The following is a 16,730-nucleotide window of genomic DNA, read 5'->3' as shown; positions in this document are numbered from 1 at the left end:
TCCGACTCCTTCAGGGGCCGCTCAAAACGCGTTTGCGTTCAAGCGAGGTGCGAATTATAGACACCACAAAAAACCTGTCAACACCCAAACGCTACTTTATTTCCAGACGCGAAAAACGACGCTTGCCAACCTGCACTACAAGTCGCCCTTGCCCGCCACGATCAGGCGCATGGAGCAACGAAGGCAATGAGGACTGGGAGACTAGACTGCGATGTAGGTGCGGACTTCGAACTCGTGCCCTCGCCACACACTACTTAGGGGCTTGAGCTTTTGAATGACGCCACCTTCAGCCACGAACAACGGGGCCCCTGGACGCAGCACACCTTCAGGCGCTGCGACTCTTAGGTGAAAGCCGCGTCGCAGCGGATCACACAACAGGACGTCGAGCGGGGAACGGCCATCGTCCGCCTTGACCGGACGAGGATCCAGGGCAAAAGTTTCTACCCCAACAAAGGCACGGGTAATATCATCCCGCTGAATCCGTCGCACCAAACCGAGCCGCCACGCCACGGCGTCTTCAGAGCGCATGGCAATGAGCTCGCCGATGCGGGGCATGCTGTATTCAGAAACCGGCGCGACAGCCCCCAGGCCGCCGACGCTGACGTCGCGCAGGTCCCAGGACATCAAGGCCGCAGCCTCTCCGCCCGAAATGACCTGACTGAATGTACCAAAACCTCTGACCGTGGCGAGCTTTCCCCCCATGAGGTGCCGCCGATGTCGGCGTGCGGAGGGGGTGTCATACCAAGTCCGTCGAAAATGGCGAATACACGCGGCAATATGATCTTTAGCGCCCGGGCCAGCGCCCAGACCACCTGGCACGACACCCTTTCCAAGCATCAGTTCCAGCTCAGCGAATACCCGCTCAGCCAGAAGCGGTGAGAAATACCATGCCGGATCGCCCTCCGAGACCGCCTTGATGAGGCGTCGCGGCTCGCCGCCGAGCATCGGCGACACAATGAAGCGCGCGCCCTCGACTGGCCCTGCGCCGAGATGCAGCGCCGGCAACAGGTGCTGGATCAACCGGTCAGCAACGTCGACGAGTTCAACCGGCATTTGCTCGAGCCCGGAGCACTGCAACGCGACGGCACGCAAATATTCACGATAGGTCGAGGTTTCCGTATCTCGGTCGCGACGCAAGTGGACCGGCAGCATCAGACGGCCGTCTTCTTCTGCTTCGAGAAACACCGACCCCATCTGCTGCCACAAAGCACGATCAAACGGGCCGTAGAGCAGATGCTCCCACTTCAGACGACTTGCCTCGGCGCGCATCAATCGTGTTGCCATCTCGGCCGCGACACTTGAGGAGGCGTCCTCTGAATATCGCTGCCGCTGCAAAACAGACCGGCCCGCGAGAGCGATCGCCCGGAATGCGCGAGTCGACGCCGCATGCAGCACCGCGCCGCGCGCAGTACCCAGCACGCTCGACTGAACAAACCCCTGCGCGGCCTGCCGGATGATCGCCTGCGCGGATTCATCGAAATCGCGCAACGCGGACACCAGCTGATCAAGCGGCCATTCGGGGCCATCGAGCATCAACTCGATACCCGCCGCGATTTCGTCGAGCGCCAAGCCCGGCTCATTCGCAGGGAGCGAGTCCAGCCGCCATCTGACCTCCTCTAAGCGCCGAGTCGATTCTGGCGAAAGGTTCGATGCATTCAGGAACATGTGGCACTCATGGAAACAGTCCGCATCTCTTTGTCGTTTCAAGCATTATTTCACACAAAACTCGGCGGTCGGCGCTGTTTTTCCCTTGCCTTGGGGTGGCGGGCCGGCCTCAGCTCGAAGGACCGGAGCACGGTACAATCGGCGACCTTCTGAAGAATCTGTGGATTGCTCAAATGCAACAGTACCTCGACCTCATGCAGCATGTGCTTGACCACGGCCATGACAAATCCGACCGAACAGGCACGGGCACCCTGTCGGTCTTTGGCCACCAGATGCGCTTTGACCTGGCCCAGGGCTTCCCGCTGTTGACGACCAAGAAGCTCCATGTCCGCTCGATCATTCATGAATTGCTGTGGTTTCTTGCCGGCGACACCAATATCGCCTACCTCAAGGCCAATGGCGTCTCGATCTGGAACGAGTGGGCGGACGAAAACGGCGATCTCGGCCCTGTCTATGGCCATCAGTGGCGCCACTGGCCTGCACGCGATGGCGGCGAAATCGACCAGATTCGCCAACTTGTCGAGGGCCTGAAGCAGTCGCCCGACTCCCGCCGCCATCTGGTGTCGGCGTGGAATCCGTCCGACGTGGACCGCATGGCGCTTCCGCCCTGCCACGCCTTGTTCCAGTTCTATGTGGCCGACGGGCGCCTGTCCTGCCAGTTGTACCAGCGCAGCGCCGACATTTTTCTCGGTGTGCCCTTCAATATTGCTTCCTACGCATTGCTGACGCTGATGGTGGCGCAGGTGTGCGGTTTCAAGCCGGGCGATTTTGTGTGGACCGGCGGCGATTGCCACCTCTACAAGAACCACCTCGAGCAGACCCGGCTTCAGCTGTCCCGCGAACTGCGGACGTTACCGACCCTGAAAATCAACCCGGATGTCACCGATTTGTTCGCCTTCCGTTTCGAAGATTTTACGCTCGAAGGCTACGATCCGCATCCGCATATCTCCGCGCCGGTGGCGGTATGAGTGCCCCCGAAATCGTCCTGATCGCGGCCGTGGCCACCAACGGCGCCATCGGCATAGACAACGCGCTGCCGTGGCGACTGAAGGCGGATCTTGCGCACTTCAAGGCGACAACCCTGGGGTTCCCCATCGTGATGGGGCGCAAAACGTGGGAATCGCTCGGCCGGCCACTGCCTGGTCGCACCAATATTGTGATCAGCCGCGATCGCGACTACTCGGCGCCGGGGGCCCGGGTCGTCGATAGCGTGGCGGCCGCCATCGCCGCCTGCGCTGATCGTGAACGACTCTTTGTGATTGGCGGCGCCCAGATCTATGCACTGGCGCTGCCGCTGGCTGACCGCCTCTTGCTGACCGAAGTGGACGCAAGCATTGAGGGGGACGCTTTTTTCCCGAGCTTCGATCGCTCGGCCTTCGAAGAAATCGGGCGTCGCCACCAGGCCCGAGATGCCGACAACGACCACGCCGCCGACTTTGTCGACTACCGGCGCATCAAGTAAGCGCTCAAGCACGCCCCTGGCGGCATCGCCCGGGGCGCGGCGGCGTCAGTCCTGAATCACGCAATCCACGCAGTAGCCGGTCTGCCCATTGACGTCGGCCTTGACCAGGCCATGGATGTCGGTCTCGAAGCCAGGGAAACTCCCGTTGAAATCACGCGCAAACTTCAGATAGCGCACGATCGTTGCGTTAAACCGCTCGCCCGGAATCAGTAGCGGAATGCCCGGCGGGTAGGGCGTGAGCAGCACGCTGGTCACGCGTCCTTCGAGATCATCGATAGGCACACGATCGACTTCGCGATGGGCCGTCTTGGCAAAGGCGTCGGTCGGACGCATTGCGGGCACCATGTCTGACAAATACATTTCGGTGGTCAGCCTGGCCACATCGTGTTTCTGATAGAAGGCGTGGATCTGCATGCACAGATCCTTCAGCCCCACGCGCTCGTAGCGCGGATGCTTGGCAATGAACTCAGGCATGACGCGCCAAAGCGGGCGATTGCGGTCGAAATCGTCCTTGAACTGCTGCAGCTCGGTCACCAGCGTATTCCAGCGGCCCTTGGTGATGCCGATGGTGAACATGATGAAGAAGGAGTACAGCCCGGTCTTCTCGACCACGATGCCGTGCTCGGCCAGATACTTGGTGAGCACACCGGCCGGGATGCCCCACTCGGCAAAATCGCCGTCCACGTCCAGGCCCGGCGTAATCAGCGTCGCCTTGATCGGGTCGAGCATATTGAAGCCCGGCGCCAGATCGCCGAAACCGTGCCAACGCTCGCCGGCCTTGAGCATCCAGTCTTCGCGCTCGGGAATGCCATCATCCGACAGGTATTCCGGCCCCCAGACCTTGAACCACCAGTCATTGTCACCGAATTCGTCGTCCACCTTGCGCATGGCGCGACGAAAATCAAGCGCCTCGGCGAGGGACTCTTCCACCAGCGCCGGCCCACCCGGCGGCTCCATCATCGCCGCCGCCACATCGCACGATGCGATGATCGAATACTGCGGCGAGGTCGAGGTGTGCATCAGATACGCTTCATTGAAGATGTCGCGATCGAGCTGCCGCTCCTCGGAGTCCTGCACCAGAATCTGCGAAGCCTGCGACAGGCCCGCCAGCATCTTGTGGGTCGACTGTGTCGAGAAGATCATCGACTCCTTGCAACGGCCGCGGTCTTCACCGATGGCGTGGTAGTCGCCGTAGAAGTCATGAAACGCAGCGTGCGGCAGCCAGGCCTCATCAAAATGCAGGGTGTCGATCTCGCCGTCGAGCATTTCCTTGATCGCCTCGACGTTGTACAGCACGCCGTCGTAGGTCGATTGCGTGATGGTCAGGATGCGCGGATTCTTCGCCGCGGTCTTGCTCACAAACGGGTTCGCCGCGATCTTCTTGCGGATGTTCTCGATCTTGAATTCTTCGAGCGGGATCGGCCCGATGATGCCGTAGTGGTTGCGCGTCGGCGTCAGAAACACCGGCACCGCGCCGGTCATGATGATCGAGTGCAGGATCGACTTGTGGCAGTTGCGATCCACCACCACTACATCGCCCGGCGCGACGGTGGAATGCCACACCATCTTGTTGGAGGTCGAGGTGCCATTGGTCACGAAGTACAGGTGGTCGCAATGGAAAATGCGCGCAGCGTTACGCTCGGACGCAGCAACCGGGCCGGTGTGATCGAGCAGCTGGCCGAGTTCATCGACCGCGTTGCACACGTCGGCGCGCAACATGTTCTCACCAAAGAACTGGTGGAACATCTGCCCGACCGGACTCTTCAGGAAGGCGACGCCGCCCGAGTGCCCCGGACAATGCCACGAATACGACCCGTCGGCCGCGTAGTGCGTCAGCGCGCGGAAGAACGGCGGCGCCAGGCTGTCGAGGTAGCTGCGCGCCTCGCGCACCACGTAACGCGCAATGAACTCGGGCGTGTCTTCAAACATGTGGATGAAGCCGTGCATCTCACGCAGCACATCATTCGGGATGTGTCGCGAGGTGCGCGTTTCGCCGTACAAGAAAATCGGAATGTCGGCGTTGCGAAAGCGGATCTCCGCAACGAATTGCCGGAGATTTTCGATGACCCGGTCCGCTTCCTCTTCGGAATTGAATTCCTCGTCATCAATCGACACGATGAAGGTCGAAGCGCGGCTTTGCTGTTGCGCAAAAGACGCCAGATCCCCGTATCCGGTGACGCCGAGCACTTCAATGCCCTCGCCCTCGATCGCCTTGGCCAGCGCGCGAACGCCAAAACCGCTGGTGTTTTCCGAGCGGAAGTCTTCGTCAATGATGATGATCGGAAACTGGAAACGCATCCTCGCCCCCTGAAATGAAGAAAGCCCGCAGTGCAAAGGCCGCGGGCACATCGTACCGCGATGCGGTGACGGTTTGTCGCATGGCCGGCACGATGACGCAGCGCCGGCCTCGGAAGGCTCAGATCTTCGGCAGGGTCACGCCTTTCTGGCCGAAATACTTGCCGCCGCGATCCTTGTAAGACGTCTCGCAGACCTCGTCCGACTCAAAGAACAACATCTGAGCGATGCCCTCGTTGGCGTAGATCTTGGCCGGCAGCGGCGTGGTGTTGGAGAACTCCAGCGTCACATGACCTTCCCATTCGGGCTCGAGCGGGGTCACGTTGACGATGATGCCGCAGCGCGCATAGGTGCTCTTGCCCAGGCACACCGTCAGCACATTGCGCGGAATGCGGAAGTACTCGACCGTGCGCGCCAGGGCAAACGAGTTCGGCGGGATGATGCACACATCACCCACGAAATCGACAAAATTGCCCGAATCGAAGTTCTTCGGATCAACGATGGTCGAGTTGATATTGGTGAAGATCTTGAATTCGTTGGCGCAGCGCACATCGTAGCCGTAGCTCGAGGTGCCATACGACACGATCTTGCCGCTACCGTTTTCGCGCACCAGTTCAGGCGCGAACGGCTCGAGCATCTGGTGCTCCTGCGCCATGCGGCGAATCCATTTGTCCGACTTGATGGACATCCTCACACTCCGGTCAGACCCGCCCCACAGGCGCGTCGCTAATCATAAAGCGGCCTATTCTAGCTTTGCCGCGGGGCGAATCAAGACTGATCGTCGGATCAGGTGTTCTGCACCACAATATTCGGGAACTTGTGGGTCATGTTCTTGGCGCGGATCGCCACGCTACCGGCCACTTTGCGGGCAATTTCACGATACAGCCCGGCAATGCGCCCGTCCGGCTCAGCCACGACGGTCGGACGACCGGCATCGACTTCGGTGCGGATCTGCATGTCCAGCGGCAAGCCACCGAGGAAGGCGATGTTGTAGTCGTCACACATTTTCTGACCGCCGCCCGTGCCGAAGATATGCGACTCGTGACCACAGTTCGAACAGATGTGCAGACTCATGTTCTCGACCACGCCCAGAATCGGCACGCCCACCTTCTCGAACATCTTCACGCCCTTGCGCGCGTCCAGCAGCGCGATGTCCTGCGGCGTGGTCACCACCACGGCGCCGGTCAGCGGCACGCTTTGCGACAGGGTGAGCTGGATGTCGCCGGTGCCCGGCGGCATGTCGACGATCAGGTAGTCCAGGTCGGCCCAGTTGGTCTCGGTCAGCAGCTGCTTGAGCGCCTGGGTGGCCATCGGCCCCCGCCACACCATCGGTGTTTCGACATCGACCAGGAAACCGATCGACATGGCCTGCACGCCAAACGCCTCGATCGGCGTCAGCGTCTTGCCATCCGGCGAGGCCGGCTGCGCGCCCTGCAGGCCCAGCATCTGCGGTTGCGACGGGCCATAGATATCCGCATCCAGAATACCCACGCGGGCGCCCTCGGCGGCCAGCGCGAGCGCCAGATTGACCGCGGTGGTGCTCTTGCCCACGCCGCCCTTGCCCGAAGCCACGGCAATGATGTTCTTTACGCCTGCCAGCAACTTCACGCCATGCTGCACCGCATGCGCGACGACCTTGGTGGTGAGCGTGACGTCCACCGCAGTCACACCGGCCACCTGGCCAACGGCCTCGGTCACCAGCGCACGCAGCGCGTCTTCCTGGCTGCGCGCCGGATAACCCAGCTCGACCGCCACGGTCACTTTGCCGCCATCAACGGCCACATCGCGAATACTGCGGCTGCTCACGAAGTCCTTCCCCGTGTTGGGGTCGACCACGTTCTTGAGGGCTGCCTGAATCTGATCCCGATCGATTTCCATTCTGACTCCACACATGGCACGGGCAATCCTTTTTGCCCAACAGGCGCATCATACCGAAGCCGACAGCATTCGCCTCCCCTGACGCGAACAGGGTTATCCTTCGGCCCCGAGCCGGCGCCGCCCAGCCTTTTTTCTGCCAGACCCATGCGACTGATCCGCCCCCCGCTTTTCGCCCTGACACTCACCGCCGCCCTGCTCACCGGCTGCGCCACGCAAGCGCCCACAGACAGCGGCCCCGAGCCTATCGACACGCGCGCCGAACACCTGCCGCGACGCGCCTTTGACTGGCAGCCGGTGATCGACTCGGTGGCCGCCGACACCCAGGCTGGCAAAGCGCGGGTGCAGACCACACCCGACAATGCCCTGCAACTCACGCTGGAAGATGACGCCGCCTTCGGCAGCGACAGCGCCACGCCCACCGCCAGCTTTGTCGGCCTGCTCGGCCGGATCAGCGCGATTCTTCGCCAGCACCCCAGCCTGATTGTGCGCATCGTCGGCCACACCGACAGCAACGGCCGCGAGGGCTACAACATGCAGCTCTCCCGCGCCCGCGCCAAAGCGGTGCGCGCCGTGCTGATCGACGACGGCAAGATCGACCCGGTGCGGCTCAACGCCGAAGGCCGGGGCGAAGCCGAGCCGGTTGCCGACAACGCCACGCCGGAAGGGCGCGCCCGCAACCGCCGGGTCGAGCTTTTCCTCACGCCCTTCCCCTGAGTCCCCAGCCCATTCTCCGGCCATCGCGCAGCGAACTGCCCTCAAGCCGCCGCGAAGCCGCTCGCCTTTGATAAACTTGCGGTCTTTGACCGCCGCCGCAGGAAACCATGTCGCGCCAGATCCTCGTCACCAACGCCCTGCCCTACGCCAACGGCGATATTCACCTCGGCCATCTGGTCGGCTACATTCAGGCCGACATCTGGGTGCGCTACCAGCGCATGCAGGGGCACACCGTGCACTACGTCTGCGCCGACGACACCCACGGCACGCCGGTCATGCTGCGCGCCGAAAAGGAAGGCGTGACGCCCGAGGCACTGATCAACCGGGTGCACGGCGAGCACCTGCGCGACTTCACCGATTTTGACGTCGCCTTCGACAACTACCACTCCACGCACAGCGCCGAGAACCGCCAGTTCGCCGAAGACATCTACGGCAAGCTGCAAGCCGCCGGCCTGATCGAAACCCGCTCGATCGAGCAGTTCTACGATCCGGTCAAAGCCATGTTCCTGCCCGACCGCTTCATCAAGGGCGAATGCCCCAAGTGCGGCGCGCTCGACCAGTACGGCGACAACTGCGAAGTGTGCGGCGCCGCCTATGCGCCCACCGATCTCAAAAACCCGGTGTCTGCGGTGTCGGGCGCCAAGCCCGAGATGCGCAGCTCCGAGCACTATTTCTTCAAGCTCTCCGACCCGCGCGCGGTCGACTTCCTGCGTGACTGGACCCAGGGGGCCGACGCCAACGGCACGCGCCGTCTGCAGTCCGAAGCCAGCAACAAGATGAAGGAATGGCTCGGCGAGCCGGGCGAAAACAAGCTGTCTGACTGGGACATCTCGCGCGACGCGCCCTACTTCGGCTTCGAGATCCCCGGCGCACCGGGCAAATATTTTTATGTCTGGCTGGACGCGCCGATCGGCTACTTCGCCAGCTTCAAGAACCTGGCCGACAAAACCGGTCGCATCGATGTCGAGCGCTTCATCGACGGCGCCGCTGCGGCCAAGAGTAATACCGAGCTGGTGCACTTCATCGGCAAGGACATCCTCTACTTCCACGCGCTGTTCTGGCCCGCCATGCTGCACTACGCCGGCTACCGCACGCCCACGCAGCTGGCGGTCAACGGCTTCCTGACCGTCGATGGCGCCAAGATGAGCAAGAGCCGCGGCACCTTCATCACCGCGCGCTCCTACACCGAGCAAAAGCTCAACCCGGCCTGGCTGCGCTACTACTTTGCCGCCAAGTCCAACGGCACCATGGAAGACGTCGACCTCAACCTCGACGACATGATCGCCAAGGTCAATTCCGATCTGGTCGGCAAGTTCATCAACATCGCCAGCCGCTGCGCGGGCTTCATCACCAAGCGCTTCGACGGCAAACTGGCCGCACCCGATCTCGACGCCATGGCTGCCTATCGCGCCAGCATCGAGGCCGGCGAAGTCGCCCGCGCCTTCGAAGGGCGCGACTTCAGCCGCGCGCTGCGCGAGATCATGCGTCTGGCCGATGTCGCCAACCAGTATGTGAATGACCACAAGCCCTGGGAGCTGGTCAAAGACCCGGCCAACACCGAGCGCCTGCATGGGGTGTGCAGCACCGCGCTCAACCAGTTCCGTGTGCTCGCCGGTCTGCTCAAGCCGATCCTGCCGACCGTGGCCGAACAGGTCGAAGCCTTCCTCGACATCCCGCCGCTGCGCTGGTCGCAACTGACCGACACCCTGCCCGCCGGCCACGCCATCGCGCCCTACGGCCACATGCTCACGCGTGTCGAGCGCAAGCAGATCGACGCCCTCATCGAGGCCAACAAGGCCTCGCTGGCGCCCACGCCGGCACCCGAAGCGAGCAGCCGTCAGCGTCATGCCGAAGCCCAGCAAAAAGACGCGCAGGCCGCCACCACCGCTGATGCGCACATCGGCATCGACGACTTCACCAAGGTCGACCTGCGCATCGCCAAAATCATCTCGGCCGAGCATGTCGAAGGCGCCGACAAACTCCTGCGCCTGCAGCTCGACATTGGCGAAGACAAGCCACGACAGGTGTTTGCCGGCATCAAGTCGGCCTACGACCCGGCCACGCTGGTCGGCCGGCTGACCGTGATGGTGGCCAACCTCGCCCCGCGCAAGATGAAGTTCGGCATGAGCGAGGGCATGGTGCTGGCTGCCTCCGACGACACCGGCACCACGCCGGGTCTGTTCATCCTCTCCCCCGACACGGGCGCCACGCCCGGCATGCGAGTGAAGTGATCCATGAGCGAAACCAACGGAAAAATCGAAACCAGCGGCGGCAGCATGGCCAAGTGGATCGGGCTGCACATTGTCGGCTCGATCATCGCAGTGCTCGGCGCGCTCTATCTGATCGCCGACATGGCGCTGCTTGACGGCATCCCCAGTTCCACCACGCAGGCCATCGCCATGGTGGCGATCGGTCTGGTGCTCGATTTCTGGGGCGTGATCGAACTGCGCCGCATCCAGCTGGCCAAGAAAGCGGCCGCCAACAAATCATGAGCGCGCCCCTCGCCCAGCGCCTGGTCATCACCGGCACGGTCCAGGGCGTGTGGTATCGCGCCTCGGCGGCCGAAGCTGCCGCCCGCTTCGGTGTACGCGGCTGGGTGCGCAATACCGCCGATGGCGCGGTCGAGGCGCTGGTCATTGGCACGGAGTACATGCTCGAATCGTTTGTCGCCTGGTGTCATCAGGGACCGCCCAAAGCCAAGGTCGCCCGGGTCACCGTGACCGAGGTAGACCTGCCCGATCCACTCCCCACTGATTTCACCGTCGCCCCCGACGCCTGAATCCACCCCCGAGAGACCCGATGCGCTTTCGCCCCCGTTTGCTCGACACACTGCCCGGCTATGACCGCGCGCAGTTGGCGGGGGACGCGGGCGCCGGCATTACCGTCGGTGTGCTGGCCCTGCCGCTGGCCATGGCCTTTGCCATTGCCTCGGGCATGTCGCCCACCGCCGGCATCTGGACGGCGATTGTCGCCGGCCTGCTGATCTCGCTGCTCGGCGGCTCACGGGTGCAGATCGGCGGACCCACCGGCGCCTTCATCCCGATCATCTACGCCATCGTTGTCGACTACGGTGTCGCCAACCTGCTCATCGCCACCATGCTGGCCGGGCTGATGCTCATCGCCATGGGCGCCTTCCGCCTCGGCAACATGATCCGCTTCATCCCGATCTCGGTGGTCATCGGCTTCACCAACGGCATCGCGGTGGTCATCTTTCTCTCGCAGATCAAGGATTTCCTCGGCCTCAAAATCGACCAGCTGCCGGGCGAGTTCTTCGGCAAAATCAGCACACTCGCCGGCGCGCTCGGCACCACGCATCTGCCCACCGTCACCCTCGCCACCGCCTCGCTCGCCCTGCTCATTGGCTGGAACCGCCTGGCCCAGCGCATCCGCTGGATGCGCCGCCTGCCCGGACCGCTCGGCGTGCTGGTCATCGGCACCGCCGTCACCGCCCTGTTCAGCCTGCCGGTCGACACCATCGGTTCGCGTTTTGGCGGCATCCCGCAGGCGGTGCCGGCGCTGGCCTTCCCCGACCTCGACCTGACCAATCTGGGCAAGCTGATCGCCCCGGCGCTGACCATCGCCATGCTCGGCGCCATCGAATCGCTGCTCTCGGCCCGCGTCGCCGACGGCCAGATCGACGATCGTCACGACCCCAATCAGGAGTTGCTGGCCCAAGGCGTCGCCAACCTCATCGCCCCACTGTTTGGCGGCTTTGCCGCCACTGGCGCGATTGCCCGCACCGCCACCAATGTGCGCAGCGGCGGGCGCACCCCCATCGCCGGCATCATCCACTCGGTGGTGCTGCTCGCCGTGGTGCTGGCGCTGGCGCCGCTAGCCCATCACATTCCGCTCGCCACCTTGTCGGCGATCGTGGTGATGGTGTCGTTCCACATGGGTGAATGGCATGCGTTCAAAACGCTGCGGCGCTTCTCAGCGGCCTACCGCACGGTGCTGCTATCGACCTTCTTCATCACCGTGGTCTTTGACCTGACCCTGGCGGTCGAGCTCGGCCTGGTGATGGCCAGCCTGTTCTTCATCCACCGCGTGTCCGACCTCACCCGCATCGAACCGGTCCCGCTGGCCGACGGCGCCAGCGATGCCGATCGCGCCCGTATTCAGGTGTTCCGGATCTTCGGCAGCCTGTTCTTCGGCGCCGCCAACAAGCTCGAAGCCCTGCTGGCCGCCGCCGACACCCGGCCGGCGGTGATCATTCTCAATCTCGACAAGGTCATCAACATCGACACCACGGGCCTGGAGATCCTGCAGAACCTGCACCGCACCCTCGCCAAGCAGGGCGCCGTGCTAATCCTGTGCGAGCTCAACACGCAGCCCGCCTCGCTGATCGCGCGCTCCGGGTTCGCCGCGCAGGTCGGCGACGCCAACATCGTGCGCTCGCTCGACATGGCGCTGGCCCGCGCCAACGCCTGTCTGGCCAGCGCCGCGCCGTCCGGCGGGCTCAGCGCGTCGGCCCCGCCGCCCCCTGACGCCAGCCCAGCACCATGACCGTCAGCGCCGGCAGAAAGGTCAGCGCCACCACCGCCGTGCCCAGCACCCCGAACAGCACGATCGCGCCGACGCCGCGGTAGAGCTCGGTGCCTGCCCCGGGGATGAACACCAGCGGCGCGAGACCAAACACCGTGGTCAGCGTGGACATGGCGATCGGCCGCAGCCGCGTGGCCACCGCGTCGCGCACCGCCTCGACCGCCCCCATGCCCGCCTCGCGCACATTCACCATCGCCTGATGGACGATCAGGATCGGGTTGTTGACCACCGTGCCCATCAGAATCAGGAAGCCGAGCATGGCGATCATGTCGAAAGGCTGGCTCAGCGGCGGCAGGCCAACCCACGGCAGCAGCGCCCCCACCGCGTTCATCAGCCACAGGCCGAGCACGCCGCCGGCCACCCCCAGCGGAATGGTGGTCATGATCAGCAGCGGATAGCCCCAGTGCGTAAAAATGGCAACCAGCAGCAGGTAGATGACGACCACGGCCACCAGGTAGTTGCCGGAGAGCGCCGCGCGCGTGGCATCGAGCTGGTCGCCCGCGCCGGACAGGTCAAGGCTGACGCTGGCGGGGATCTGGCCGGATTCGCGCAGGTGGCCAACGACCTCGTCGCGCACCCTGCGCACCCCCTCCTCCAGCGCTACCGCCTCGGGCGGAATGATATTCAAGGTAACCATGCGCCGGCCATCGACCCGGCGGATGGTGCTGGTGTCCACGCGCTCGACGATGCGCGCCACCGTGGCCAGCGGCACCACCACGCCGGCCGGCGTATAGATCGGCAACTGCGCCAGACTGCCGAGGGTGGCCGCCTGACCGGCCTGTCCGTACAGGTAGATATCGACCTTTTCGTCATTGAGCAGAAATTCGTCGACAAAGGCCCCGTCGGTGAGCGCGGCGACCGAAAAGCCGATGTCGCCGGCCGACAGGCCGAGCTCGGCCGCACGCCGCCAGTCGGGGCGCAACTCGACCAGCGGCTGGGACAGCGACAGCGTGGACGGCTGGGCATTGATGCGCGGCGAATCGAAGACCGCCTGCGCGCGGCGATAGGCGTCGAGGGCCACCGCGTAGATGGTGGCCAGATCGGGGCCGGCGATGTCGAGGTTGACGCTGCGCGTGCCGCCGTCGTTGCTGGTGATGATCGAGCCGCGCGAGACGAAGGCGCGCATGCCCGGATACTGGCCAAAATGCGCACTCAGCGCATCCATCAGCGCCCGGATGTGGGCCGGGTCCTGAGCCTCGGCAACCACGAACAAGCCGCTGGCCTCGACCCGCATATTGAAATAGCGGATCGCCGGCACTACCGACTGCCCGGCCTCGAAACGCGCCGGTGACTCGCTGAGAAAGGGCTTGAAATGCGCGTCCACCTGCGCGGCGATGCGTTCCATCGACGCCAGGTTGTAGCCCGGCGGCGCGTTCATGCGGGCAAAGGCCTTGGGCTCCTCGCCCTCGGGCAGATACTCGGCCGGCGGTGTCAGCCAGACCAGGATGGCAAGACTCGCCGCGACCGTGCCGACAATCGCCGCCAGTCGGCGCGGACGGCTCACCACCAGGCGACCAACCCCCGCCAGCACCCGGGCCGTCAGGCCGCGCGGCGCGGCGTTCTCCTCGAGCGCACCGAAAGACAGGCGTGCGCAGGCCGTGGGCAGCACGGTGATCGCGACCACCATCGAAGCCAGAATCGAGGCCGACACCCCGATCGCGATGTCCGAATACAGCTGCCCGGCTTCCTGCTCGATGAACAGGATCGGCACGAAGACCAGCACCGTGGTGAGCGTCGAGGCCAGCACCGCGGGCCACACCTGGCGCACCCCCTCGACCGCCGAGCGGACGCGGTCCATGCCGCGCTGCCGGGCCAGCTCGATGCTCTCAAGCACCACGATGCTGTTGTCCAGCGTCATGCCAATGGCAAAGGCCACGCCGGCCAGCGAGATGACGTTAACGGTGCGCCCCGCCAGCAACAGGCCGAGGAACGCGGCGATGGTGCACACCGGAATGCCCATCACCCCCACCAGCGTGGCCTTGACCGAGCGCAGGAAGAGGTACATCACGAGGCTCGCCAGCAGCGCGCCGATCAACAGGTTCTGCCACACATTGGCCAGCGAGGCCTCGACATAGCCGACATCATCGGCGATCAGGTGCAGCGTCATGCCGGCCGGCGCGAGCACCTCGCGATTGACCGCCGCAATTTCCGCAACCATGGCGCGCTTGATGTCGATGACGTTGGCACCGGCCTCGCGCCGCACCGACAGGCCGATCACCGACTCGCCGTTGAGCAGCATGCGGCTGGTGATCTCGAAATGTCCCTGGCGGATCTCCGCCAGCTCGCCGAGCCGGATGAGCGTATCGCCGCGGCGGGCGACGATCAGCGCGCGCAGATCGTCGAGTGTTTCGAAGCGCCCGATGGTGCGCAGCAAATAGCGGCGCTTGCCCGACTCGATCTCGCCCCCCGAGGCGTCGCGGTTGCGCGCGGTCACCGCCGCGCGCACATCGAGCACCGACAGGCCATGCTCGGCCAGCCGGGCGTGATCAACCAGAATCTGGATCTGCCGCTGGGCGCCGCCATAGACGCTGATCTGCGACACGCCGAGAATGCGCTCAAGGCGTGGCCGGACGTCGTCCTCGATGAAGTCCTGCATCATCACCATGTTCAGCTGACGCGGGTTGCCCGGCAGCGGCGTGATGCGGAAGAACATGAAGGAGTTGGCCGAGAACGAGGTGGCGAAGATCCGCGGCTGATCGACGTTGTTGGGGTAGGACGGCACCTGGCTGAGCGCATTGGTGATGCGGATCAGGGTCTCGTTCATATCGACCCCGTACGGAAACTCGAGCTGCACGTCCGCCCGGCCGAAGGACGCCGTGGCCACCATCCGCTGCAGGCTTGGCACGGTGCGCAGGGTTTCCTCCTGCTCGACCAGGATCTCCTTCTCCACGTCCTGCGGCGTCGCGCCGGGCCAGCTGGTGCGCACGGTGACCGTACGTACATCGAGATCGGGGATCATCTGCACCGGAATGCGCAGCGCCGCCACGATGCCGATCACCGTCACGATCAGCACCACGACCGCCATCAACGTACCGCGGCTGACGATGCGCTCGAACATCAGCGCGCCCCGGCCACGGTCACCGCCTGCCCCTGACGCAGCGACTCGTTGCCCTCGACCACCACGCGCACGCCGGCCGCCAGGCCGTCGACGATCTCGACCATGCCATCGAAACCCAGCCCGGGCTGGACGACGCGCTCGACCACCTGCGAGGCCCCGCCGTCGGTCTCCACCACCCACACCGTCACCCGGCCGTCGGCATGGCGCAGCAAGGCGTCACGCGCCACCACCACACGCTCGCGCCCGGCGTCCAGGCGCAACTCGGCGCTGGCCGACATGCCCGGCGTCATCGGCAGGCCATCGCCCGCGACGCCGACCCGCAGCATAAAACTGCGCGCGGTCGCGTCACTCACCGGCACGATGCGCTCGATACGCGCCGCAAGCGTCTCGCCCGGCAGCGCATCCAGGCGCACATGCACCGGCACCTCGGGGTCAAGACGGGGGAAGTAGGCCTGCGGCACCTGCAGGTCGATCCACAACCCGCGCTCGGCGACCAGCGCCAGCGCCTCGTCGCCGGGCGCGATCCACTCCCCGAGCTCGGTCAGCTTGGCGCTGATCACCCCGTCGAAGGGCGCCCGCAGCAGATGCCGGTCGAGGCGCGCCTGCGCCCCGCGCCGCTCGGCCTCGCGCTGGCGCAGCAGCGCGGCATCGGTGCGCACCTCGGACTGCAGCGCCTCAAACGCCGACGCGGCAATACTGCGCGCGCCGGCCAGGCGCCGCCCATCGGCTTCGCGCCGGCGCGCGTCCGCCAGCGCCTCGCTCGCCTGCAACACCCCCGCCTGCGCCACCTCGAGCTCGATGCGTGCCAGTTCGGCATCGAGCTCGACCAAAACCTGGTCCTTGACCACCCGCGAACCGACATCGACCCGCAACGCCGCCACCTTGCCGGCCACCGCCGGCGACAGCCGCGCCGCACGCGGCGCGGTCACGGTGCCCGACACCCGCAGCTCCTCAACCACCGCCTGGCGCCGGCTCTCGGCAACGACCACGGCGGGGCCCGCGGCCACGGCCGGCGGTGCGGCCAAGGCCACGCCCAAGGTCAGGCACCACGCCAGCGCCCGCCCGCCGCACATCCCCAAGCCTCTCATCGCGTCCTCCGATCCTTGCCTCGTCATC

At 64.8% G+C, this 16,730-nt stretch carries 14 protein-coding genes; 8 read left to right on the top strand and 6 right to left on the bottom strand.

Annotated features, from left to right (window positions below):
* Nucleotides 1-190, top strand: a 190-nt coding sequence (locus tag FHP89_RS21025; protein WP_222105312.1) for a hypothetical protein, incomplete at its 5' end; no start/stop codon positions are given.
* An 11-nt stretch (nt 191-201) separates the two neighbouring features.
* On the opposite strand, the gene FHP89_RS04760 is transcribed toward FHP89_RS21025, so the two are convergent.
* Entirely contained in the window at nt 202-1,569 is a 1,368-nt protein-coding gene (locus FHP89_RS04760; protein WP_144179301.1) for a hypothetical protein, read from the bottom strand.
* Nucleotides 1,570-1,838: 269 nt separating this feature from the next.
* Here FHP89_RS04760 and FHP89_RS04755 point away from each other — a divergent pair, with 269 nt between their 5' ends.
* Together FHP89_RS04755 and FHP89_RS04750 are read left to right on the top strand one after the other, a co-directional pair.
* Nucleotides 1,839-2,633, top strand: a complete 795-nt coding sequence (locus FHP89_RS04755; RefSeq protein ID WP_144179300.1) for a thymidylate synthase — start codon at nt 1,839-1,841, stop codon at nt 2,631-2,633.
* On the top strand, nt 2,630-3,127 hold the full coding sequence (locus tag FHP89_RS04750) for a dihydrofolate reductase (protein WP_144179299.1): 498 nt from the start codon (nt 2,630-2,632) through the stop codon (nt 3,125-3,127). The genes FHP89_RS04755 and FHP89_RS04750 overlap by 4 nt, the downstream gene beginning before the upstream one ends.
* 45 nt (nt 3,128-3,172) lie before the next feature.
* Here FHP89_RS04750 and FHP89_RS04745 read toward each other — a convergent pair whose 3' ends face one another.
* The 3 genes from FHP89_RS04745 to apbC all read right to left on the bottom strand — a co-directional run bounded on the left by FHP89_RS04745 (nt 3,173) and on the right by apbC (nt 7,300).
* Complete coding sequence (locus tag FHP89_RS04745) at nt 3,173-5,425, bottom strand: arginine/lysine/ornithine decarboxylase (RefSeq protein WP_144179298.1); 2,253 nt, start codon at nt 5,423-5,425, stop codon at nt 3,173-3,175.
* Between the two features lie 118 nt (nt 5,426-5,543).
* Nucleotides 5,544-6,110 carry a dCTP deaminase gene (gene dcd, locus FHP89_RS04740; RefSeq protein WP_144179297.1) on the bottom strand — a complete coding sequence of 189 codons (567 nt, stop codon included), beginning with the start codon at nt 6,108-6,110 and terminating at the stop codon, nt 5,544-5,546.
* 98 nt (nt 6,111-6,208) lie between these two features.
* Nucleotides 6,209-7,300: an iron-sulfur cluster carrier protein ApbC gene (apbC, locus tag FHP89_RS04735; protein ID WP_144179296.1), complete on the bottom strand. Its 1,092-nt coding sequence runs from the start codon at nt 7,298-7,300 to the stop codon at nt 6,209-6,211.
* A 144-nt stretch (nt 7,301-7,444) separates the two neighbouring features.
* On the opposite strand from apbC, the gene FHP89_RS04730 reads away from it, so the two are divergent.
* From FHP89_RS04730 to FHP89_RS04710, 5 genes are all read left to right on the top strand, one after another.
* Complete coding sequence (locus tag FHP89_RS04730) at nt 7,445-8,014, top strand: OmpA family protein (RefSeq protein WP_144179295.1); 570 nt, start codon at nt 7,445-7,447, stop codon at nt 8,012-8,014.
* 107 nt (nt 8,015-8,121) lie between these two features.
* The gene (gene metG / locus FHP89_RS04725) at nt 8,122-10,245 is read left to right on the top strand and encodes a methionine--tRNA ligase (protein WP_144179294.1); all 2,124 of its coding nucleotides are present in this window, start codon (nt 8,122-8,124) and stop codon (nt 10,243-10,245) included.
* A 3-nt stretch (nt 10,246-10,248) separates the two neighbouring features.
* Nucleotides 10,249-10,506, top strand: coding sequence for a hypothetical protein (locus tag FHP89_RS04720; RefSeq protein ID WP_144179293.1), 258 nt, complete (start codon nt 10,249-10,251; stop codon nt 10,504-10,506).
* A complete protein-coding gene (locus FHP89_RS04715) occupies nt 10,503-10,793 on the top strand; it encodes an acylphosphatase (protein ID WP_144179292.1) in 291 nt (96 codons plus the stop codon). Before FHP89_RS04720 ends, FHP89_RS04715 begins: the two co-directional genes overlap by 4 nt.
* 20 nt (nt 10,794-10,813) lie before the next feature.
* Nucleotides 10,814-12,517: a SulP family inorganic anion transporter gene (locus tag FHP89_RS04710; protein ID WP_144179291.1), complete on the top strand. Its 1,704-nt coding sequence runs from the start codon at nt 10,814-10,816 to the stop codon at nt 12,515-12,517.
* Here the strand turns inward: FHP89_RS04710 and FHP89_RS04705 are convergent.
* Nucleotides 12,471-15,614: an efflux RND transporter permease subunit gene (locus tag FHP89_RS04705; protein WP_144179290.1), complete on the bottom strand. Its 3,144-nt coding sequence runs from the start codon at nt 15,612-15,614 to the stop codon at nt 12,471-12,473. The genes FHP89_RS04710 and FHP89_RS04705 overlap by 47 nt on opposite strands.
* A complete protein-coding gene (locus tag FHP89_RS04700) occupies nt 15,614-16,702 on the bottom strand; it encodes an efflux RND transporter periplasmic adaptor subunit (protein WP_186300373.1) in 1,089 nt (362 codons plus the stop codon). The genes FHP89_RS04705 and FHP89_RS04700 overlap by 1 nt, the downstream gene beginning before the upstream one ends.
* Between the last annotated feature and the right edge of the window lie 28 nt (nt 16,703-16,730).

It is taken from the genome of Denitromonas ohlonensis, assembly GCF_007625205.1.
In the GTDB taxonomy this organism is placed as follows: domain Bacteria; phylum Pseudomonadota; class Gammaproteobacteria; order Burkholderiales; family Rhodocyclaceae; genus Nitrogeniibacter; species Nitrogeniibacter ohlonensis.
The sequence above is the reverse complement of the archived record's forward strand: the minus strand, read 5'-3'. Positions and strand labels throughout refer to the sequence as shown.